Raw genomic sequence first — 21,282 nt, forward strand, 5'->3', positions numbered from 1 at the left:
ACCATCACAGCGGCGTTTTACCGATCCTAGAGAGACCGAATAGATGATAGGCTCAAATTCCGTGGTGCAGCGATCAAATTCCCGTGTAAATTCCCGGTTCCCGGGCTCGTCCAAGACGACCAAACACATCTTCGTAACCGGTGGTGTGGCGTCCTCGCTCGGTAAGGGACTGACGGCTTCGAGCCTCGGTCACCTCCTGCGGGCACGCGGCCTGTCTGTAACTATGCAAAAGCTCGATCCCTATCTGAACGTGGATCCGGGCACGATGAACCCCTTCCAGCACGGCGAAGTCTTCGTGACCGACGACGGCGCCGAGACGGACCTCGACGTCGGCCACTACGAGCGCTTCCTCGATGAAAACCTCGAGGGTTCGGCCAACGTCACGACCGGCCAGGTCTACTCCACGGTCATCGCCAAGGAGCGCCGCGGCGAGTACCTCGGTGACACCGTCCAGGTCATCCCGCACATCACGGATGAGATCAAGCGGCGCATGCGGCTTCCCGCCGAGGGCAAAAACGCCCCCGACGTCATCATCACCGAAATCGGCGGCACCGTCGGCGACATCGAGTCCCAGCCGTTCCTCGAATCCGCCCGCCAGGTCCGCCAGGACGTCGGCCGGAACAACGTGTTCTTCCTGCACGTGTCGCTGGTGCCGTACATCGGGCCTTCCCAGGAGCTCAAGACCAAGCCGACGCAGCACTCAGTCGCCGCGTTGCGCTCCATCGGCATCCAGCCCGAGGCGATCGTGATCCGCTCGGACCGCGAAGTGCCGCAGGCCATGCGCGACAAGATCGGCCGGATGTGCGACGTCGACATCGACGCCGTGATCGGCTGCCCCGACGCACCGAGCATCTACGACATCCCCAAGACGCTGCATTCCCAGGGACTGGACTCCTACATCGTCCGCGCCCTGGACCTGCCGTTCAAGGACGTCGACTGGACCAGCTGGGACAAGCTCCTCGAAGCCGTCCACAACCCCAAGCACGAGGTTGAGATCGCCCTCGTCGGCAAGTACATCGACCTGCCGGACGCCTACCTTTCCGTGACCGAGGCACTGCGTGCCGGCGGCTTCGCCAACGACACCAAGGTCAAGATCCGCTGGGTCCCCTCGGACGAATGTGAAACCCACGAGGGTGCCGTTAAGGCCCTGGCCGGCGTGGACGCGATCTGCGTCCCCGGTGGCTTCGGTATCCGCGGCCTCGAGGGCAAGCTCGGCGCCCTGAAGTACGCCCGCGAATCCAAGCTTCCGGTCCTGGGCCTCTGCCTGGGCCTGCAGTGCATGGTGATCGAGTATGCCCGGAACGTGGTCGGCCTCGAGGGCGCGTCCTCGTCCGAGTTCGAACCGGACTCCAAGTACCCGGTCATCGCCACGATGGAAGAACAGCTCGACATCGTTGACGGCAAGGGCGACCTGGGCGGCACCATGCGCCTGGGCCTGTACGAGGCGAAGCTGGACGAGGGGTCGGTCGTCGCCGAGACCTACGGCACCACCACGGTCAGCGAACGGCACCGGCACCGCTACGAGGTCAACAACAAGTACCGCGAGCAGATCGCAGCCCAGGGCCTGGTGTTCTCCGGTACCTCGCCGGACGGCAAGCTGGTCGAATACGTCGAGCTTCCCCGTGAAGTCCACCCGTACTATGTGGCCACGCAGGCGCACCCGGAGCTCAGCTCACGGCCCACCCGCCCGCACCCGCTGTTCGCGGGCCTGGTCAAGGCCGCCTTGGATCACCAGCACGGCTCCGGCCAGCCGGCCGCGGCTACGGGCAAGGCTGTTGCTGCCAAGTCGACTCCGGCAGAGTCAAAGTAACTCCCAACTGAATCAAAGGACGGCGCGATGCCCGGTAAGTCTGAGACCCCCAATGCTGCACGGCAGGTTTCGGATGAGCCGAGCCCGCGCCGTCTTTTGTCTTCCGAGAAGGTCTACGAAGGCCGGATCTGGGACGTGGTCAGCGACAGTTTTCAACTGAGCGACGACGGCGAGCCCCTGGTCCGCGACTATATCGACCACCCCGGGGCAGTGGCCGTGCTGCCGATGAACGAGGACGGCGAGATCCTGCTGATCAAGCAGTACCGCCACCCGGTCGGGATGGCCCTCTGGGAAATCCCGGCCGGACTGCTCGACGTCGAGGGCGAGGACTTCGTGGCCGGCGCGGCCCGGGAGCTCGCAGAAGAAGCGGACCTCGTGGCGGGCACGTGGAACGTGCTGGCCGACTTCTTCAACTCGCCCGGGTCCTCCAGCGAGGCCATCCGCATTTATCTGGCCCGGGACCTGAGCGACGTGCCCGGCCACGAACTGCACGTCCGCACCGACGAGGAAGCGGAAATCGAGCTGCACTGGATCCCGCTCGACGCGGCTGTCGCGGCGGTGCTGGAGGGGCGCCTGCACAACCCCTCCGCCGTCGTCGGGATCCTCGCCGCCGCCGCGGCCCGCGGGGACGGGTTCCAAGGACTCCGTCCGGCCAATGCCCCGTGGCCGGCGCACCCCAGCCAGCGCTGATGACCGGACTGCTGGCGGCCGAGCCACCCGCCGTCGAACCTTCCGCCGTCGAACCTCCCGCCGAGGCCGTGCCCGCCCGCCCGCTGACCGCCGTCGACCGGGCCATCACCGACTATCTGCAGCACATGGGGGTGGAGCGCGGACTGGCCGCCAACACTCTCTCCGCGTACCGGCGCGACCTCGCCCGCTACGCGCGGCACCTCGCCAACGCCGGGCGCCGGCGGCCGGAGGAGATCACCCGGCGCGACGTGACCGGCTTCGTTCAGGCCCTCTCGGACGGGTCCGACGGCGGTTCCGCCCTGGGCGTGCGCTCGGCAGCCCGGACCGTGGTGGCGGTCCGCGGACTGCACAAATTCTGGGCGTTGGAAGGCATAACGCCCACCGACCCCGCCAGCGATGTGCACCCGCCGATGCCCGGAAAGCGGCTACCCAAAGCGATCAGCGTTGACGAGGTGACCCGCATCCTGGAAGCAGCCGGAACGGATACCGCCACCGGGCTCCGCGACCGTGCCCTGCTCGAGTTCCTCTACTCCACCGGGGCGCGCATCAGCGAAGCCGTGGGCCTCGACGTCGACGACATCTCATTGCAGGGTGACGATGAACCCGGCGGCGACGAGCCAGGGGCCGCCGGGCCAGGCGCCGACGGCCCGGCGATCGTTCGGCTCTTCGGCAAGGGCTCCAAGGAACGGCTGGTACCGCTGGGGTCCTACGGGGCCCGCGCCCTGGACGCCTACCTGGTCCGCGGCCGGCCGCTGCTGGCGGCCAAAGGCAAAGGAACTCCTGCGCTCTTCCTGAACGCCCGCGGCGGCCGGATCAGCCGGCAAAGCGCTTGGACTATCCTCAAGGCCGCCGCCGAGAAGGCCAACATCACCAAGGATGTGTCGCCCCACACCCTGCGGCACTCCTTCGCCACGCACCTGCTGGAGGGCGGTGCGGATGTGCGCGTGGTGCAGGAACTGTTGGGGCACGCTTCTGTGACCACCACGCAGGTGTACACCCTGGTCACCGCCGACACCCTGCGTGAAATCTACGCCGCCGCTCATCCGAGGGCACTGGGCTGAGGTAGCTGGGGTGGCGGCGCTGGACTGAGGCAGCTGGGCTGGCGGCGCTGGACTGCCGGAGCGTGGAACCCCATCGCGGCCTCATCAACCTGGCGACACCAAGATTGTCGGTGGTTGGTGATGCCATATGGGTATGAAAGCGTTGCGGCGTGGAAGGCGGATGGCGGGGCGGCAGCTGGCGTTGCCGTGTCCGGTGCTCCGACCGCCACCACTGCTCCGACCGGCCATGTAACCATGTCAAGTGCGACTATCTCACCTATATTGTCGGTGCCCGCCTTTAGGGTTTGGGTATGAGCAGCGGGGTGGCTTTGAGTGCGGAGATTGGTGCGGCGGCGGCGGCTGTCGCGGCGTCTTCTGCCGTGTTGGCTGCCCTGTTGGAGGGCATCGGGACGGGCGGTGATTCGGCTGGTCTGGGCGGGCTCCGCGGTGTTGATCCGTTGCGTGAGGTGGCGGATGCGTGCCTGGACGGGTTGGCGGAGGTGGCCCGGTGTGAGTCCCGGCTCGCGGCGTTGAAGGCTTTGCTGACCGCCGGATACGTGCGCTCCTCCCAGGCCCTGGCGGGGCCGGCGGCGAACCTGCGGGACGCTGCGGTGCAGGAGATGTCAACGGTCGCGGAAATCGCGTGTGTGTTGACGGTCAGTGAACGCGCCGCCGGGGCGTTGATCTGCGATGCCCTGGCCCTGACGGAGGTACTCCCGCTGACCCTCGCCGCGCTGGGTGCAGGTGGGCTGTCGTGGCAGCACGCCCGGGTCATGGTCGATGAGGTCGCGAACCTGGATGCGGCCGGCGCGGCGGCGCTGGAAGCGCATTTCCTGGACCCGGACGCACCGGCCCCGGCCCGCGGCTGCCCGGCCGGGGAACTCGTGCCGGGCCGGTTCCGGGCGAAAGCGCGCACCTGGCGCGAACGCCACCACCCGGTCAGCATCGAAACACGCCACGTCAAGTGCGCGACGGACCGGCGGGTGGAGTTTGTCCCGGACCGGGACGGTATGGCCTGGCTGCGCGCGTACCTGCCCGCGGACACCGCGGCCGGGATCTGGGAACGGACCACCACGGCGGCCCGGGCGCTGCAGGGCCCGGCCGAGACCCGGACCCTCACCCAGCTCCGCGCCGACATCGCCGCGACCCTGCTCCTGACCAACAACCTCCCCGCCACCGCCACCAACACCAGCCGCCAAGGCACCCGCGACGACGCCAGCGGCGACGCTACCGGCGTTGGCTTGTCCGGGGGTGTGCCGGTTCCGCGGGCGCAGGTCCTGGTCACCGTCCCGGTGCTGTCGTTGCTGGGTGTGAGTGAAGAGCCGGCGATGCTGGACGGGTACGGGCCGATCCCGCCCTCGATGGCCCGGCGGCTGGTCGCCGAGGGGGCCGGGTCGTTCTACCGGGTCCTGACCGACCCGCGCGACGGGGCCCCGCTGGAGATCGGCCGGACCAGCTACCGGCTCCCCAAAGCAATGCGGCAATGGCTGCGGCTGCGGGACGGGAAATGCCCGTTCCCGGGCTGTAACAACCCGTCACTGGACAACGACGCGGACCACCTCCTGGCCTGGGCCGACGGCGGCACCACCGGGATCAGCAACCTGGGCCAGCCCTGCCACAAACACCACTACCTCAAACACACCACCGCCTGGACCCCCACCCCGGCCACCACCACCGGCCCACCCGGCTGGACATCACCTACCGGCCGGCACTACGCCAGCGAACAACAGGACTGGGAACCACCCCACTGGCCCAACGGCCTCCCCTTCACCGACACCAACCCGCCCCCGGGCACCACCTCGACCAGGACCGGCCCGGACCACCCCCACCCCCGGGACCCCGGCGGCAACCCCGACCCGGACCTGCCCCCGGACCCCTTCCCGGACTGGTACCACTTCACCGCCCTGGACGAACCAACAGACCAAGACCCGGACGACCACACCCGGTCGGACACGCCCCCGGCTCCGTTCCCGGATCCGCTCCGCCATGAATACGCCTGACCGGCGTACTGGGAGTCCTGCCGGTTCATGCCCCAATGGTTTCGATGGCCCAAGCGTCCCCGCATCCGGGAGGTTTCCTTGTCGGTCCGGGTAAGAAAAGACCCTTCACGGGACACTTAGTCTTCAGGAAGAAGATCAGAAAGAAGTCATCCGATGTCCGGGGGAGCACTATGTTGGCGGCTAAAGAACAAGCGTTTATTGACCTGCACACTCAGCACTCCGCGCAGGTCTACCGCTATATTGCCTATCGGATAGCCGACCGGCACCGCGCCGAAGAGCTGGCCGCTGACGTCTTCAGGATTGCGTGGGAAAAGCAGCTCTCGGAACCGCCGGGCATCGGCTGGCTGTTAGCGACGGCCCGGAATGTGCTTGGCAATGAGTACAAAGGCCGACGGCGCCGACAAGAACTTCTCGAGCGGCTCCAGGACGAGGCCCGCAGCCAACTCCCCGGTCCGGACACTGAAGAGCGGTCGGCAGTGGCGGATGTCCTGGTCCAGCTCAGGGAGCGGGACCGCGAGGTGCTTATGCTCAGCTACTGGGATGAACTCCCCACCGCTGAACTGGCACAGGTGCTCGGATGTTCCACGTCAGCCGCCGCGGTCCGCCTGCACCGGGCGCGTCGGGCATTCGCGAAAGCCGCACCCTCCCATCTCATGAACGAACGGAAGGACTAGCCATGGACCGCATCGAACAGCTCATGAAGAATGCCAAGCCACGGGTCGGAGCGCCAGGTGCAGCCACCGAAAGCCACTCCGCCGGCTCGATCGTCTCGTCCACGGATCCGAACGTCGTCCACCTGGCGGAGCGCACGCCGGCACGACGTGCTCCTGGACGCACTCCAAGTCACGCTCCACGGCGCAGTGCCGCTCGGACAGCAGCCGCGACGGTCCTGGCGGTCGCCGCTGTTGCCGCTGCAGTGGTTGTCGGCGGCAACCTGATGCCGCCGCCCTCGCCCGGACCTGCGCAGTCGGGCAGCGCGGTTCCGACAGTCTCCGCCAGCGCCTCGCCGGCGTTACCAACCCCCTCCAGTCCCTCCACTGCTGCGACGCCCGCAACTCCAAGTGCCACCCCCTCCCAGTCCGGGACCGCAGCCGGGGCCTTGACCACCGGTGGCGTCGCCTGCACCATGGCCAACGTGGACCAGCAGCGCAACGACCAGGTCCGGGAAATCAAGTCCATCCCCGCCGCCGAGCAGCGCTATTACACGGTGCTGGGCTGCGCCGACGGCTGGCTCGCATACTCCACCTCCGATGAGGGGGCTAAGGCTCTCCACCTCGACGGCGGCAACGCCTGGTACAACATCGCGAAACTGCAGAACGGGCGTTTCCTCTGCGACTACCGGCAAGCCTGGTCCAGCGTCTTCAACTGGGAGTTCCAAGCAACGAACAACCAGGGACTTACGCCCCAGCAAGCCATGGACAAAGAACTCGCCGCCAAAGGCATCCCGGCCAAACTCCGGCCCAAGCTGGTCGGCGACGGACCGGCAGCCAAGTAGCCGGAGCGTCCGGTGCCGGCTATAGGCTGGAGCACATGCAGCTTACGCCGGTCACTCTCTGCTTCCTGCTCCGCGACCGCCCCGGCAGCACCGAGGTGCTGCTGGGCCTGAAGCGGACCGGCTTCGGCATCGGGAAGATTGTCGGCATTGGCGGTCACGTGGAGCCGGGGGAAACCGACGCGGAAGCCGTCGTTCGCGAGGTGTGGGAAGAAGTCGGCCTGGAGGTGGACCGGGAGGACCTGGACCACGCCGGCGTCGTCGAATTCATCTTTCCCGCCCGGCCCGAATGGAACATGTCCTGCCGCCTCTTTACCGCCCGGCAATGGCGCGGCGAAGCCGCTGAGAGCCGGGAAATCACGCCCGAGTGGTTCAGCGTCGAAGCGCTCCCGCTGCATCGTATGTGGCAGGACGCTGAGCACTGGCTTCCGCCGGCGCTGGCAGGCGAGACGATCGACGTCGTTGTTGTCCTCAATGAGGACAACGAGACGGTGGCGTCGATCCGCTATCCCTCCACCCAGGGCTGAGTCCGCGCCCCCGCCCGAATAAGTCGGCGACTCGAACCCGAGCTGCGGTCGATGCCGGCTTGCGCCCGGTAGCCTAAGCTTCGAGCAGTGCCCAGCGGTGATCGGGGCACTGCTGTAGCTCACCAGCAAGCGGCAGACGGACCAACTTGGGGGAACGGCATGGACTCAAACAATCACGACCTGAACGGCGTGGCGCTGCACGACGAGGAGCCGCCGGCCGGACCCGGCGCACGCCGGCGCTGGCCGCTGGCGGCTGCCGTCGTTATAGTCGCCCTGGCGGCCGTCGCCGGGGGTATTGCCGTGGCCGGCAACTTCCGGTCCGCAGACCCCGTACCGGTTGCAGCCTCGACAGCTGCTGTGGTGGCGCCAACCGAGTCCGCTTCCCTGGCGACGACGCCGTCGCCCACCGATGCGACATCTGAAGCGGCAGGCCCGTCCGCGTCGGCGTCGGCCGCAACCTCCACCGCGGCTCCATCCGCCGGCGCCTGGAGAACCTTCACCACTTCCAATTCGAAAATCAGTTTCGACTATCCGGCCGATTGGCAAGCCACTCAAAAGGCCCCGGTAAGCACAGACTTCGAGGGGATCCTCGTCGATGTGGCGGACGAAACCGGTGTGGTAATCGCGACCCTGTCCTTCGGTCCTTCGGGCGGCATTGGCGGCGCGTGCCAAGGCCCCGTTCCCTACACCGTGCTCGATTCAGTCGAAGTCAATCTTCCGCACCGGCCCGCCAAGGGCTCCGTCACGCCAAGATTCGCCTTCCGGGCGCTCCAGGAATCAGACAAAGTGACGGCGTCGTTCGGGCTGACGGACTCCCCGGCCGTGCCAAACAACATGACATGCATGTTCTACAACGTCGTAACCGGGCCGGAGGAATCGCCGCTGTTCTCCTTCGCGGACGCGTTCCAGATCACCGCGGGGAGCACGGAGTCAGCCCCGGGCCACAAGGGTGCCAAGACGTTCCCCTCGATGGACGCGGCCCGGGCCTACATGCAGACCCCGGAGTACTTGAAGGCGAAGCGCATGATCACCTCGCTGAAGATCGACGAAGGCTAGCAACGAGAACAACAAAAAGCGCGGGCCGGCCACCTTCGAAAAGGTGGCCGGCCCGCGCTTTTTGTCGCCGCGAAAGGCTTACGGCACGTGCCGTTCCTCAACGCCGTTGTATTCGCTCAGCGGGCGGATCAGCGAGTTCGAGGCCAGCTGCTCCATGATGTGCGCGGTCCAGCCGGTGATCCGGCTGGCCACGAACAGGGGAGTGAAGGTGGGGGTGTCGAAGCCCATCAGGTGGTACGTGGGTCCGGCCGGGTAGTCGAGGTTCGGCTTGATGGCCTTCGCCTCGTCCATGGCCGCCTCGAGTCCGTTGTAGAGCCCCAGCAGTTCCGGACGGCCGTAGTGCGCAATCATCTTGTCCAGGGCGGCCTTCATGGTCGGAACCCGGGAGTCGCCGTGCTTGTACACACGGTGGCCGAAGCCCATGACCTTTTTCTTCTGCGCCAGGGCGTCTTCCATCCAAGCCTTCGCCCGCACCGCCGCCTCCTCGAGCGACTCCTCCTGCCGGATGCCGATCTCGTCAAAGGTGTGCATCACGGCCTCGTTCGCACCGCCGTGCAGCGGTCCCTTCAGCGCTCCGATCGCCCCGGTCACGGCCGAGTGCAGGTCCGAGAGCGTCGAGGTGATCACGCGGGCCGTGAAGGTCGAGGCGTTGAAGGAGTGCTCCGCGTACAGGATCATCGAGACGTTGAAGGCCTCGACGACTTCCGGAACCTGCTCCTCGCCGAAGGCCATCCAGAGGAAGTTTGCCGAATAGCCCAGGTCCTCCCGCGGATCCACGAGCTCCTGCCCATGGCGGCGGCGCTGGTCGTAGGCCACCACCGCCGGCATCGCCGCGAACAGGTCCAGGGCCTTGGCCATGTTGGCCTCGCGCGAGGAGTCCTCGGCGAGCGGGTGCCGGGCACCCATTACTGAAGCCGCCGTCCGGCAGACATCCATCGGGTGCGAGGTCACGGGCAGTGCGTCGATGACCTGCTTGACCACCGGATCCAGGGTACGTCCCGCGCGCTCGGCGGCGGTTAGCTCCGCCAGTTGCTCCGGCGTCGGCAGCTCACCGTTCCAGAGCAGGTAGGCCACTTCCTCGAAACTGCACTTGGCGGCCAGCTCCTGGACGGGGTAGCCGCGGTACAGCAGGGAATTGGTGTCCGGGTTGACCTTGGACACCGCGGTGTAGTCCACCACGACGCCGGCAAGGCCCTTTTTGATCTCATTTTCAGCCATGCTGAAACTCCTTTGTTCCTAACGCCTGTTGACCGGCCGGGGCCGGCAGTCCGGTGGGGTGTCAGATACCGAGGATCTGGAAGTTGAAGACCCCGGTGTCAAAGCGGTTGTAGGCCTCGTAGTCGACGAGGTCGTAGAGACGCGCACGGGTCAGCATGCTCGAAACCTGGGCCTCCTGGGTGCCGTCGGATTTGATCGATTCCAGAGTACGCTCAGCAGCGCCCATGGCACTACGGAGCAGCGTCACCGGGTAGATGATCATGTTGACCCCGACGCCGGCCAGCTCGTCCACCGTGAACAGCGCGCTCTTGCCGAACTCGGTCATGTTCGCGAGGATCGGCACGTCGACGGCGTCGCGGATGGCCTGGAATTCGCTGAGGTCCTTCATGGCTTCCGGGAAAATCGCGTCTGCGCCCGCTTCCACGAGGGCCTTGGCGCGCTGCTGTGCCGCCTCGAGGCCATCCGTGGCCCGGATGTCGGTCCGGGCCATGATCAGGAAGTTGGGGTCCCGGCGTGCGTCGGCCGCGGCCCGGATCCGCTTGGTGGCGGTCTCCAGGTCCACGACGTTCTTGCCGTCGAGGTGGCCGCAGCGCTTTGGGTTGAACTGGTCCTCGATGTGCAAGCCGGCCAGGCCGGCGTTCTCGAGTTCCTGCACGGTGCGCGCCACGTTCATCGGCTCGCCGAAGCCGGTGTCGGCGTCGACGATCGAGGGCAGGTCCGTCATCCGGGCGATCTGCCCGGCCCGGGTGGCCACCTCGGTGAGCGTGGTCAACCCGATATCCGGCAGGCCGAGGTCGTTCGCGAGGACGGCGCCGGAGATGTAGACCCCGGCGAATCCCTTTTCCTCGATCAGCCGGGCGGAGAGCGGATTGAACGCACCGGGGAACTGCGCGATGGTGCCGGAGGCAAGCAGTTCCCGGAACCGGATCCGCTTCTGCTCCGGCGTGGTCTTCGAATACAGCATTAGAAGAGTCCCTTCGGTGCGGCCGCCAGGTCGATCACGCCGTCGGCTGCCTTGATGTTCAGCTGGTCCAGCTCGCCGGCAGCCAGCTCGGGAAGCCGCGCGGCGGCGGCGAGGAAGCGCTCGATCTCGTCCTCGGCCACGAGGCCGGCGGCGAGGGTGCGGAACTTGTTCACGTACTGCTCGCGGGCGAACGGTCGGGCGCCCAGGGGGTGCGCGTCGGCGACGGCGATCTGGTCGGTGATGACGGTGCCGTTCTTGAGCGTGATTTCCACCGAGCCGCCGAACGCCTTCTCCGCGATGTCCAGCGAGTGGTAGCGGCGGGTCCATTCCGGGTCCTCGACGGTGGTCACCTTGTGCCAGAGTTCCACCGTGTCGGGCCGGCCGGCACGTTCCGGAGCGTAGGAATCGACGTGGTGCCAGGCCCCGTCCTGCAGAGCCACGGTGAAGATGTACGGGATGGAATGGTCCAGGGTTTCCCGGCTCGCCGTGGGGCTGTACTTCTGCGGGTCGTTGGCGCCGGAGCCGATCACGTAGTGCGTGTGGTGGCTGGTCTTGATCAGTACGGATTCGACGTTGGCCGGGTCGGTGACCTCCGGGTGCTCGCCGTGCAGCTTGCGGGCCAGGTCGATCCACGCCTGGGCCTGGTACTCGGCGGAGTGTTCCTTGGTATAGGTGTCCAGGATGGCGCGTTTGGCTTCGCCGTCCTCGGGCAGCGGCACCGTGTAGTCGGCGTCGGGGCCGTCGAGCATCCAGGCGATGACGCCGTCTTCACCTTCGTAGATCGGCACCGGGGAGGTCTGGCCGCGCATGGCCCGGTCTGCGGATTCGACGGCCATCTTGCCCGCGAAGGCGGGGGCGTGGGCCTTCCAGGTGGAGATCTCGCCCTTGCGGGACTGGCGGGTGGCGGTGGTGGTGTGCAGCGCCTGGCCGACGGACTGGAAGATGGTCTCGACGTCGAGGCCCAGCAGTGTGCCGATGCCGGCGGCGGCGGATGGGCCCAGGTGGGCCACGTGGTCGATCTTGTGCTTGTGCAGGCAGATGGCCTTGACCAGGTTGACCTGGATCTCGTAGCCGGTCGCGATGCCGCGGATCAGGTCCTTGCCGCTGGAACCGACGTGCTGGGCGACGGCGAGGATCGGCGGGATGTTGTCGCCCGGGTGGGAGTAGTCCGCGGCGAGGAAGGTGTCGTGGTAGTCGAGTTCGCGGACGGCGACGCCGTTGGCCCAGGCAGCCCACTCCGGTGCGACGCGTTCCTCGATGCCGAAGACCTTCGAGCCCTTGCCGCCGGTGCTGGGGCCGTGGGTGAGCGCCTGCGCGCGGGCCGCGACGATGGGGGCACGGTTCAGCGAGGCGATGGCCACTGATGCGTTGTCGATGACACGGTTGATCACCATGTCGGTGACCTCGTCTGAGACCGCGACCGGATCCGCGGCGACCTTGGCGATCTTGTAGGCAAGCTGGTCCTCGCGGGCCAGGTTTTCTTCGCTCTTGTAAACGCGGACGTGGTGTTCCTTGACCATGTTGCTCCTTTTAGTGAGGTACGTGGGTTGCTTTGACGTGGGAAAGACTTCGGTGCAGATGCAGCGTGGTGGCGGCCTCGGCCAGCCGCGGGTTGCCGGCGGCGATCGCCTCGGCGATGGCGGCGTGCTCGGCAGCGGCCGCGGTGAGGCGCTCGGCGTCGTCGGCCGCGAGCCGGCGCACCCGAACCAGATGCACGCGCAGGCTGCGCATGGCCTGGGCCAGGTAGGAGTTGGAGATCGCGGCGTCAATGGCCGAGTCCAGCCGGCCAACCAGGCTGTAGTAGTCATGCCGTGCGGGGTCGGCGCCGTTGATCAGCTCGGGCGCGCGCAGGAGTTCATGCCGCAGCTGCTCGAACGTCCCGGCGTCGCCTCGTTCGGCGGCCAACGCCGCGGCCCTGCCTTCCAGGGTTTCGCGCAGTTCGAAGAGCTCGTCGATGTCCTCGAGCGAGATGTCGGTGACGACGACGCCGCGGCCGCCGGCCGTCGTCGTCAGCCCCTCAGCGGTGAGTCGGCTGAGCGCCTCCCGGAGCGGGGTGCGCGAGATGCCCAGGCGCTCGGACTGTTCGACCTCCGCGAGCACCGTACCGGGCAGCAGGCGCCATTCGATGATGTCCTCACGCAGGGCCGCGTAGGCCTTGTCGCTGGCGCGCATGCTGCTCTCCCTCCTCTGCTGACGTCATCAGTGTATACACAGGACTGCACTTGGGCTAGCAAATTCGGCAAAAAGGGGCTTCCCTTAGGTTCCTCTGTATACAGAGCCCTTGTGGTGGGACCCGCCGCGGACTACCATGAGCTGCATCACAACGTCGTGGACGGGATTACTTCATGGTCACCAAAACCTACCGGGACAGCTACCAGCGCAGCGTTGAGCAGCCGGAGGACTTCTGGCTCGAGGCGGCGGAAAAGGTGGCCTGGAGCACGCCACCCGGCCGGGCCCTCGACTCCAGCCGGGCACCGCTGTACGGCTGGTTTCCCGAGGGTGTGCTGAACACCTGCTACAACGCCTTGGACCGCCACGTGGCGGCAGGCCGCGGCGACCAGGACGCCCTGATCTACGACTCCGCCATGCTGGGCACGCAGCAGCGCTTCAGCTATGCCGAGCTCACCAACCTTGTCTCCCACTTCGCCGGGGTGCTGCGCAGCAACGGCGTGGGCAAGGGCGACCGTGTGGTGATCTACATGCCGATGATCCCGGAGGCCGCCATCGCCATGCTGGCCACCGCCCGGCTCGGCGCCATCCATTCGGTGGTGTTCGGCGGCTTCGCGCCCAAGGAACTCGCCGCCCGCATCCGGGACGCTGCCCCCGCAGCGGTGGTTACCGCATCCGGCGGAATCGAACCCTCCCGCCGGATCGAGTACCTGCCCGCCGTCGCCGAGGCGCTGGAGCTGGCCGGCGCCCAGGAGACACCCGTCCTGGTTAAGGCGCGGGACGGCTTCACGGCATCGGCGGCCGACCACGGCTGGCTGGACTGGGACACGGCGATGGCGTCCGCCGAACCGGCCGCCCCGGTCGACGTCAAGGCCACGGACCCGCTGTACATCCTCTACACCTCGGGTACCACCGGGGCGCCCAAGGGCGTGGTGCGGGACAACGGCGGCCACGCCGTCGCCCTGCGCTGGACGCTGGAAAACATCTACGACGTCGGCCCCGGCGACGTCATGTGGACCGCATCCGACGTCGGCTGGGTGGTGGGCCACTCCTACATCGTGTACGGCCCGCTGCTGGCCGGCGCCACTACCGTGATCTATGAGGGCAAGCCGGTGGGCACCCCGGACGCGGGCGCCTTCTGGCGGGTCGTCCAGGACCACAAGGTCAACGTGCTGTTCACTGCACCGACGGCGCTGCGGGCCATCCGGAAGGCCGACCCCGAGGCGAAGCTGCTCGAACGGTACGACATTTCCAGCCTCCGCACGCTCTTTGCCGCGGGCGAACGGCTGGACACGGACACCTTCCACTGGGCCTCCCGGATCCTGGGCGTCCCGGTGGTGGACCACTGGTGGCAGACCGAGACCGGCTGGGCCATCTGCGCCAACCCGCGCGGCCTGGACGCGCTGCCGATCAAGGCCGGCTCGCCGAGTGTGCCGATGCCCGGCTTCAGACTGCGGATCCTCGACGGCGCGGGCGACGAGGTGGAGCCCGGCACGGAGGGCAACATTGTCCTGGACCTGCCGCTGCCACCGGGCACCCTGGCCACCCTCTGGCGCAACGACGAACGCTACATCTCCTCCTACCTGCAGGCCTTCGAGGGCAGCTACGCCACCGGCGACTCCGGCTACCGGGACGAGGACGGCTACCTCTTCGTGATGGGCCGCACCGACGACATCATCAACGTGGCCGGCCACCGGCTCTCCACCGGCGCCATGGAGCAGGTGATCGGCCAGCACCCGGCCGTCGCCGAATGCGCTGTGATCGGACTCGCGGATCCGTTGAAGGGCCAGCGCCCCAGCGGCTACGTGGTCCTCAAGTCCGGGGTGGACGTGCCGGAGGAGATCCTGGTCAAGGACCTGATCGCCCTGGTCCGGCGCGACATCGGCGCGGTGGCGGACTTCAAGCACGTGACGGTCGTGGAGGCTCTGCCGAAGACCCGGTCCGGCAAGATCCTGCGCAAGACCATGCGCCAGATCGCGGACGGCGACGATTACGTGGTGCCGTCCACGATCGAGGACGCCGGGGTGATCGACCAGCTGGTGGGTGTGCTCCGCCCCGGCGCCGTGGGCACCGGCCCGTCAACGTCGTCCTGATCCGCGCCGGGGTGACACGTCGCGGCAATGTTCCGCGGAATCATTGCCGCGAAGTGCCAACTCGATGAGGTGACGCCGCGGGGGAGAGGCCTGGCCCGGTGTACAGCTAGGACCCCGGCCTGCCCCAGCGGTATTCGTTTTCCGGCCGGCCCGGCGCGCCGTAGCGGGCGGTCCGGGTGACCGTGCCGGCGTCGGCGAGGTACTCCAGGTAGCGGCGCGCGGTGACCCGGGACATGCCCAGCGCCTCCATCACCTCGCTGGCCGACACCGCCCCGGTTTGCAGCTTCATGAAGTCCTGCACCGAGTCCAGGGTGGAGGCGGACAGGCCCTTGGGCAGCGGCAGCTCGGAGGGTGCCCGCAGGCTTGCAAAGGCCTGGTCCACATCGCTCTGCGACGCGCCGGTCCCGGCGCCGCCCGGACCGGGGGAGGCCAGCTGCTCACGGAACAGCCGGTAGCTGCGCAATTTGTCCGCAAACGTCGCATAGGTGAACGGTTTGATCAGGTACTGCACGACGCCGGTTGCCACGGCGCTGCGGACAATGGTCAGTTCGCGCACGGCCGTGATCGCGATGATGTCGGCAAAAAGGCCGGCGGCCCGCATCCGGCGGGCGATGTCCAGCCCGTGTAGGTCCGGCAGGTTCATATCCAGCAACACCAGTTCCACGGGCTGGCCGGCGGCTGCCAGCTCCGTCATCAGGCGCAAGGCGGACTGCCCGTCCGGGGCGGACCCGGCCAGGGTGAAGCCGTCCAGCCGGCCGATGTACGCGGCGTGGGCCGCGGCCGCGATGGGCTCGTCCTCGACGACGAGTACGCGGATGTCGCTCATTGCTGTTCCTCTGCTGTCCGGGCTGCTTCCACCGGGGAGTCTTCCTTGGAGCCTTCGGCGGTCCCTGCCGGCGTGCCTGTCGCTGCAGCCGGAACCGCCGGCAGGATGACCCGGAACAGTGCCCCGGCCGGGCTGGTGATTGTCATGCTACCGCCCAGGCGCTGCACTGCCTGGCGGACCAGCGCCAGCCCGAGCCCGCGCCCGAAGCGCCCCGCCGCCTTGGTGCTGAAGCCGTGCCGGAACACGTCCTCCACCGCGTCCGGATCGATGCCCGGGCCGCTGTCTTCCACCGAGATCACCAGGGCTCCGCCCTCTGCCGCAACGGAGAGCTCCACCAGCCGTGGCGGCGGGGCGTCGGCCGCGGCGTCGATCGCGTTGTCCAGCAGGTTCCCCAGGATAGTGACGAGATCCTGGACGGCCAGCCCGGTCACGCCCGCGGAGCCGCCCGCGGAGAGGATGAGTTCGACGCCGCGTTCGTGCGCTTCGGCCGCCTTACCCATGACCAGGGCGCCGAGCACCGGCTCCTCAAGCGAGCTGACCAGGTCGTCCGTCAGCCGCTGGCTCAGCTCCAGGTCCCTGGTGGCGAAGTCCAGCGCCTCGGCGCTCCGGCCCAGCTCCATCAAGGACACCATCGTGTGCAGCCGGTTGGCGTGCTCATGGGTCTGCGCGCGGAGAGCGTCGGAGAGCGTCCGCATGGTTTCGAGCTCACTGCCGAGCGACTCGATCTCGGTGCGGTCCCGGATGGTGGCCACGGTGCCGTAGACCGGGGCGCCGGACGGCGCCAGCCGCTGGCGGCCCGCGGCGGAGCGGGGACCCACTGCCGGGCCCTGGTTCACCACCAGCACCCGTGCGCCCGTCAGGTGGATCTCGTCCTGGGCGGTCCGGCCGGATTCAAAAAGCTCCTTCAGGCTGGGCGCCAGCGGCAGTTCCGCCAGCGACGGCGACTCCCCGGCCCGGCCGTCGGAGGAACCGCCGTCGACCGTGCGGGGCGGCACCCCCATCAGCGCCGCCGCCTGGTCGTTGTATATCACCACCTTGCCGCGCGGGTCAATGAGGATCACGCCCTCGCGGACCGAGTGGAGCACCGACTCGTAGTAGGCGAACAGCTGCGCCAGCTGCTCCGGACCCCAGCCGCGGGTCACCCGGCGGAGATAGCGCCCCAGTAGCCACGAGGCCACCGAGCCGGCCGCCAGCAACGCCACAGCGATCGCGAGCAGGGCGGGCAGGCGGCCGGAAAACGCGACATCCACCGTCCCCACGGTCACGCCGGCGGCCACCAGGGCCCGGACCTTGCCGTCCGCGTCCTTGACCGGGGCGATCGTGCGCACCGACGGGCCGAGGGTGCCGGCCATGATCTCGGTGAAGACCTCGCCTTTCAGGGCGGCGTCGATGGAACCGATGTACGGCTTGCCCAGCTCCTCGTCGCGGGGATGGGTCCACCGGGTCCGGTCCGGCGCCATGATGGTGATGAAGTCCGCCCGGGCATCCCGCATCACCTTTTGGGCGTAGGGCTGAAGCTGCGCGGACGGATCCGGGGCGCTCGCCGCCTGCAGGACCAGGGGGTTGTCCGCAACCGCCGTGGCGATTCCGGCCATCCGCCGTCCGGCCTCCTCGTAAGCGTGGTCGCGCGCGTCCACGAAAGTGGCCGTACCAACAATGGCCGTCAGGGCCAGCATGAACAGCAAATGGGCCACAAACAGCCTGCGGGCAATGCTCCAGTGATGGATCAACTGCGCCTTCCATGACCAATATGAACGCAACGGTGATGCGCATCACTTCATCCCCAATGATGGAGGAACACGCAGAACGGACGTGATGCGCACCCCAAGCCGCATCGAAGTCCAGCCTATCCAAGGAGAACACCATGGCCTCTCAAAGAGGAGAGTCAGCGGCACAGGCCGCTGCGCCGGTCAAGAAGCGCAAGGGGCTGGACAAGTCCCACTACCTGTACATGGCCGTCATTATCGCTGTAGTTCTCGGGGCCCTGGTCGGGTTGATCTTCCCCGAGTTCGGCAAGTCCCTCAAGCCGCTGGGCGACGGTTTCATCAAGCTCATCAAGATGTTGATCGCCCCCGTCATTTTCTGCACCATCGTGCTGGGCATCGGCTCCATCGCCAAGGCGGCCACGGTCGGTAAGGTCGGCGGCCTGGCCCTCGGCTACTTCATCGTCATGTCGACCTTTGCCCTGGCCGTCGGCCTCGTCGTCGGCAACCTGATCCACCCGGGCGAGGGCCTCAAGCTCGCCCCCTACGATCCGAACAAGAAGGCCGCGACGGACAGCACCGTCGACTTCCTGCTAGGCATCATCCCGGGTGACATCCCCGTGCTGCCCACACTCTTTGCGGCCATCCTCATTGGTTTCGCGCTGCAGAAGATGGGCCCGCAGGGGACCCCGATCCTCAAGGCCGTCGGCCACGGCCAGGTCCTCGTGTTCCGCCTGCTCATCATGATCATGTGGCTTGCGCCGGTGGGTGCATTCGGTGCGATCGCCACCGTCGTCGGTGCCACCGGGGTGCAGGCCATCATCAGCATGGCCACCCTCATGGTCGCTTTTTACATCACCTGCGCCGTGTTCATCGTCGTGATCCTGGGTGGTGTGCTCAAGGTGGTCACCGGCGTCAGCATCTTCCGCCTGATGAAGTACCTGGGCCGCGAATACCTGCTGATCTTCTCCACCTCGTCCTCGGAGTCGGCCCTGCCCCGCCTGATCGCGAAGATGGAACACCTCGGTGTGTCCAAGCCCGTCGTCGGCGTCACCGTCCCCACCGGCTACTCCTTCAACCTCGACGGCACGGCCATCTACCTGACCATGGCCTCCCTGTTCGTTGCCAACGCAATGGGCACCCCGCTGGACCTGGGCGCACAGATCTCGCTGCTGATCTTCATGATCATCGCCTCCAAGGGCGCTGCCGGTGTCACCGGCGCCGGCCTCGCCACCCTGGCTGCCGGCCTGCAGGCACACCGTCCGGAACTGCTCGGCGGCGTAGGCATGATCGTGGGCATCGACCGCTTCATGTCCGAGGCCCGCGCACTGACCAACTTCACCGGCAATGCCGTGGCGACGGTCCTGATCGGTACCTGGGTCAAGGAGATCGACGGCGGACAGGTTGAGCGTGTCCTCTCCGGCGCCGAGCCCTTCGACGAGCAGACGATGATCGCCGGCCACACCGTGCACGAGACCGCAGTTGAACCGGGCGGCCAGACCGCCCAACCGGTGCCGGCCAACGCCTGAGCACCACCCCGAACGCCCTGAAACCGCCCGGACGCGCCCCCCGCGTCCGGGCGGTTTCGTGTGCACGTGGGCGTCGCCGCCGGGGCAACCCTCGACCTCTACCAGAGGGTCAAGGCGCGCGGAACGGCGGTTGTCAAGGTCCGTCGAATACCGTGTCGGGCGCTGTAACCTTGGGAGGAACGGCGATCCGCGTCTGGCGGGCCGCCAGCAGGAAAAGCAGTCAACAGCAGCAAGCCGGCAGTACCAACCAGCGACACCAAGCCAGCCGGATCAAGCACTAAATCACCGTCATCGAAAGTGTGGATAGATACGTGAGCAGCGAACAGGGTTCAGCCACTCTGGAAGGCACCGAACTCGACTTGGACGACGCCATCATGGGCCCCACCGGACGCCCCCTACGCGACTTCCCGGAGCCCGCGCCGCTGTCATCCCACGGTCCGGCCCGGGTCATCGCCATGGTCAACCAGAAGGGCGGCGTGGGCAAGACCACGTCCACCATCAACTTGGCCGCCGCCCTGGCCGAATACGGCCGCCGCGTGCTGCTGGTCGACTTCGACCCGCAGGGCGCCCTGTCCGCCGGCCTGGGCACCAACCCGCACGAACTCGACCTCACGGTCTACAACGTGCTGATGGACCGCAAGGTCGACATCCGCGACGCTATCCAGAAGACCGGCGTCGAGAACGTGGACCTGCTGCCGGCCAACATCGACCTCTCCGCCGCGGAAGTCCAGCTGGTGAACGAGGTCGCCCGTGAACAGGTCCTGGACCGGGCACTGAAGAAAGTCGAGGACGACTACGATGTCGTCCTGATCGACTGCCAGCCCTCCCTTGGCCTGCTCACGGTCAATGCGCTGACCGCAGCGCACGGCGTGATCATCCCGCTGATCTGCGAATTCTTCGCCCTGCGCGCCGTCGCGCTGCTGGTCGAGACGATCGACAAGGTCCAGGACCGGCTCAACCCGCGCCTGCAGGTCGACGGGGTGCTGGCCACAATGTACGACGCCCGCACCCTGCACGGCCGCGAAGTCATCGCCCGGCTCGTGGAAGCATTCGGCGACAAAGTCTTCGAGACCGTCATCAAGCGCTCCATCAAGTTCGCGGACGCCACCGTGGCGGCCGAACCCATCACCAGCTACGCCGGCAGCCACGCCGGCGCCGATGCCTACCGCCGCCTGGCCAAAGAGCTGATTTCGCGCGGCGGCGCGCCCTAGCCAGGGCTATGGCGGCCACAGGGACCCCGACGGCGGAGGTATCGCCAGCCGGGAAAAAGCCCGGCTTCGAGGTCCGGCTCGCCAACTTCACCGGGCCGTTCGACCTGCTGCTGGGCCTGATCTCCAAGCACCAGCTGGACATCACCGAGGTGGCCCTGGCCACGGTCACCGATGAGTTCATCAAGTACATCAAGGGTCTGCAGCGGCTGGGCGAAGACTGGGCGCTGGACGAGGCCAGCGAGTTCCTGGTGATCGCCGCCACCCTGCTGGACCTCAAGGCCGCACGGCTGCTGCCCGCCGGCGAGGTCGAGGACGACGAGGACATTGCGCTGCTTGAGGCCCGCGATCTGCTCTTCGCCCGGCTGCTGCAGTACAAGGCTTTCAAGCAGGTTGCCGGTCTCATCGGCTCAACCCTGGAACTGGAAGCCCGGCGCTACCCACGGCAGGTCGCGCTGGAAAGCCACTTCGCGGCCCTGCTGCCGGAACTGGTCTGGAAGCACACCCCGCAGCAGTTCGCGGCCCTGGCTGAAGCGGCCCTGAAACCCAAGGCGGCGGCCCCCACCGAGGTGGGCCTGGCGCACCTGCACGGGACGCCGGTGAGCGTGAAGGAACAGGCCGAAATCATCGGCCACCGGCTGCGGCTCGGCAAGGCGCTCACCTTCCGGGCCCTGATCGCCGACGCCGAATCCACCCTTGTGGTGGTGGCCCGTTTCCTGGCCCTGCTGGAAATGTTCCGGGACAAGGCGGTGGCCTTCGACCAGCTGCTGCCCCTTGGCGAGCTGTCCGTGCACTGGACCGCCGACGACACGGACTGGAGCAGCGAGAATCTCAGCGAAGAATACGAGGAACAGCCGTGACCGAACGATTGCCTGACACCGCGCCTGACACCGCGCCGGAGGCCGGGTCTGACACCGGTCCGGACGTCGCGGACCTGCCCGGCGGTGCCCGCACCGC

At 67.6% G+C, this 21,282-nt stretch carries 18 protein-coding genes; 12 read left to right on the forward strand and 6 right to left on the reverse strand.

From position 1 onward, the window contains the following. Positions 1 to 43 precede the first annotated feature (43 nt). From ACUYM2_RS06845 to ACUYM2_RS06880, 8 genes are all read left to right on the forward strand, one after another. Positions 44 to 1,810 (forward strand): CTP synthase, encoded by a 1,767-nt coding sequence (locus tag ACUYM2_RS06845; protein ID WP_481599394.1) that lies wholly within the window; start codon positions 44 to 46, stop codon positions 1,808 to 1,810. Between the two features lie 27 nt (positions 1,811 to 1,837). Beyond that, positions 1,838 to 2,500: an NUDIX domain-containing protein gene (locus tag ACUYM2_RS06850; RefSeq protein ID WP_481599395.1), complete on the forward strand. Its 663-nt coding sequence runs from the start codon at positions 1,838 to 1,840 to the stop codon at positions 2,498 to 2,500. Continuing rightward, a complete protein-coding gene (xerD, locus tag ACUYM2_RS06855) occupies positions 2,500 to 3,561 on the forward strand; it encodes a site-specific tyrosine recombinase XerD (RefSeq protein ID WP_481599396.1) in 1,062 nt (353 codons plus the stop codon). Before ACUYM2_RS06850 ends, xerD begins: the two co-directional genes overlap by 1 nt. A gap of 290 nt (positions 3,562 to 3,851) precedes the next feature. Continuing rightward, positions 3,852 to 5,540 (forward strand): HNH endonuclease signature motif containing protein, encoded by a 1,689-nt coding sequence (locus tag ACUYM2_RS06860; protein WP_481599397.1) that lies wholly within the window; start codon positions 3,852 to 3,854, stop codon positions 5,538 to 5,540. A 35-nt stretch (positions 5,541 to 5,575) separates the two neighbouring features. Further along, positions 5,576 to 6,214 (forward strand): RNA polymerase sigma factor, encoded by a 639-nt coding sequence (locus tag ACUYM2_RS06865; RefSeq protein ID WP_481599398.1) that lies wholly within the window; start codon positions 5,576 to 5,578, stop codon positions 6,212 to 6,214. A gap of 2 nt (positions 6,215 to 6,216) precedes the next feature. Further along, positions 6,217 to 7,035 (forward strand): hypothetical protein, encoded by an 819-nt coding sequence (locus ACUYM2_RS06870; protein WP_481599399.1) that lies wholly within the window; start codon positions 6,217 to 6,219, stop codon positions 7,033 to 7,035. 35 nt (positions 7,036 to 7,070) lie between these two features. Beyond that, positions 7,071 to 7,559: an 8-oxo-dGTP diphosphatase gene (locus ACUYM2_RS06875; RefSeq protein WP_481599400.1), complete on the forward strand. Its 489-nt coding sequence runs from the start codon at positions 7,071 to 7,073 to the stop codon at positions 7,557 to 7,559. A 159-nt stretch (positions 7,560 to 7,718) separates the two neighbouring features. After that, entirely contained in the window at positions 7,719 to 8,615 is an 897-nt protein-coding gene (locus ACUYM2_RS06880; RefSeq protein ID WP_481599401.1) for a hypothetical protein, read from the forward strand. A gap of 78 nt (positions 8,616 to 8,693) precedes the next feature. Here ACUYM2_RS06880 and ACUYM2_RS06885 read toward each other — a convergent pair whose 3' ends face one another. The 4 genes from ACUYM2_RS06885 to ACUYM2_RS06900 form a co-directional block, all read right to left on the reverse strand. Next, positions 8,694 to 9,833 carry a bifunctional 2-methylcitrate synthase/citrate synthase gene (locus tag ACUYM2_RS06885; protein WP_481599402.1) on the reverse strand — a complete coding sequence of 380 codons (1,140 nt, stop codon included), beginning with the start codon at positions 9,831 to 9,833 and terminating at the stop codon, positions 8,694 to 8,696. Positions 9,834 to 9,894: 61 nt separating this feature from the next. Beyond that, complete coding sequence (gene prpB / locus ACUYM2_RS06890) at positions 9,895 to 10,797, reverse strand: methylisocitrate lyase (protein ID WP_481599403.1); 903 nt, start codon at positions 10,795 to 10,797, stop codon at positions 9,895 to 9,897. Then, positions 10,797 to 12,317, reverse strand: coding sequence for an MmgE/PrpD family protein (locus ACUYM2_RS06895; protein WP_481599404.1), 1,521 nt, complete (start codon positions 12,315 to 12,317; stop codon positions 10,797 to 10,799). Before ACUYM2_RS06895 ends, prpB begins: the two co-directional genes overlap by 1 nt. 10 nt (positions 12,318 to 12,327) lie before the next feature. Next, positions 12,328 to 12,969, reverse strand: a complete 642-nt coding sequence (locus ACUYM2_RS06900; protein ID WP_481599405.1) for a GntR family transcriptional regulator — start codon at positions 12,967 to 12,969, stop codon at positions 12,328 to 12,330. Positions 12,970 to 13,142: 173 nt separating this feature from the next. Between ACUYM2_RS06900 and ACUYM2_RS06905 the strand changes: the two genes are divergently transcribed. Next, complete coding sequence (locus ACUYM2_RS06905; RefSeq protein ID WP_481599406.1) at positions 13,143 to 15,059, forward strand: propionyl-CoA synthetase; 1,917 nt, start codon at positions 13,143 to 13,145, stop codon at positions 15,057 to 15,059. Positions 15,060 to 15,165: 106 nt separating this feature from the next. Here the strand turns inward: ACUYM2_RS06905 and ACUYM2_RS06910 are convergent, their stop codons facing one another. Together ACUYM2_RS06910 and ACUYM2_RS06915 are read right to left on the reverse strand one after the other, a co-directional pair. Then, a complete protein-coding gene (locus tag ACUYM2_RS06910; RefSeq protein WP_481599407.1) occupies positions 15,166 to 15,885 on the reverse strand; it encodes a response regulator in 720 nt (239 codons plus the stop codon). Further along, positions 15,882 to 17,615, reverse strand: coding sequence for a sensor histidine kinase (locus ACUYM2_RS06915; RefSeq protein ID WP_481599408.1), 1,734 nt, complete (start codon positions 17,613 to 17,615; stop codon positions 15,882 to 15,884). Before ACUYM2_RS06915 ends, ACUYM2_RS06910 begins: the two co-directional genes overlap by 4 nt. A gap of 134 nt (positions 17,616 to 17,749) precedes the next feature. Here ACUYM2_RS06915 and ACUYM2_RS06920 point away from each other — a divergent pair, with 134 nt between their 5' ends. The 3 genes from ACUYM2_RS06920 (at position 17,750) to ACUYM2_RS06930 (ending at position 21,185) form a co-directional block, all read left to right on the forward strand. Then, positions 17,750 to 19,117 (forward strand): cation:dicarboxylate symporter family transporter, encoded by a 1,368-nt coding sequence (locus tag ACUYM2_RS06920; protein ID WP_481599409.1) that lies wholly within the window; start codon positions 17,750 to 17,752, stop codon positions 19,115 to 19,117. A gap of 311 nt (positions 19,118 to 19,428) precedes the next feature. Then, positions 19,429 to 20,328 (forward strand): ParA family protein, encoded by a 900-nt coding sequence (locus tag ACUYM2_RS06925; protein ID WP_481599410.1) that lies wholly within the window; start codon positions 19,429 to 19,431, stop codon positions 20,326 to 20,328. 8 nt (positions 20,329 to 20,336) lie between these two features. Then, positions 20,337 to 21,185, forward strand: coding sequence for a segregation and condensation protein A (locus ACUYM2_RS06930; RefSeq protein WP_481599411.1), 849 nt, complete (start codon positions 20,337 to 20,339; stop codon positions 21,183 to 21,185). Positions 21,186 to 21,282 lie beyond the last annotated feature (97 nt).

The organism is Arthrobacter sp. SD1074B (genome assembly GCF_056780195.1).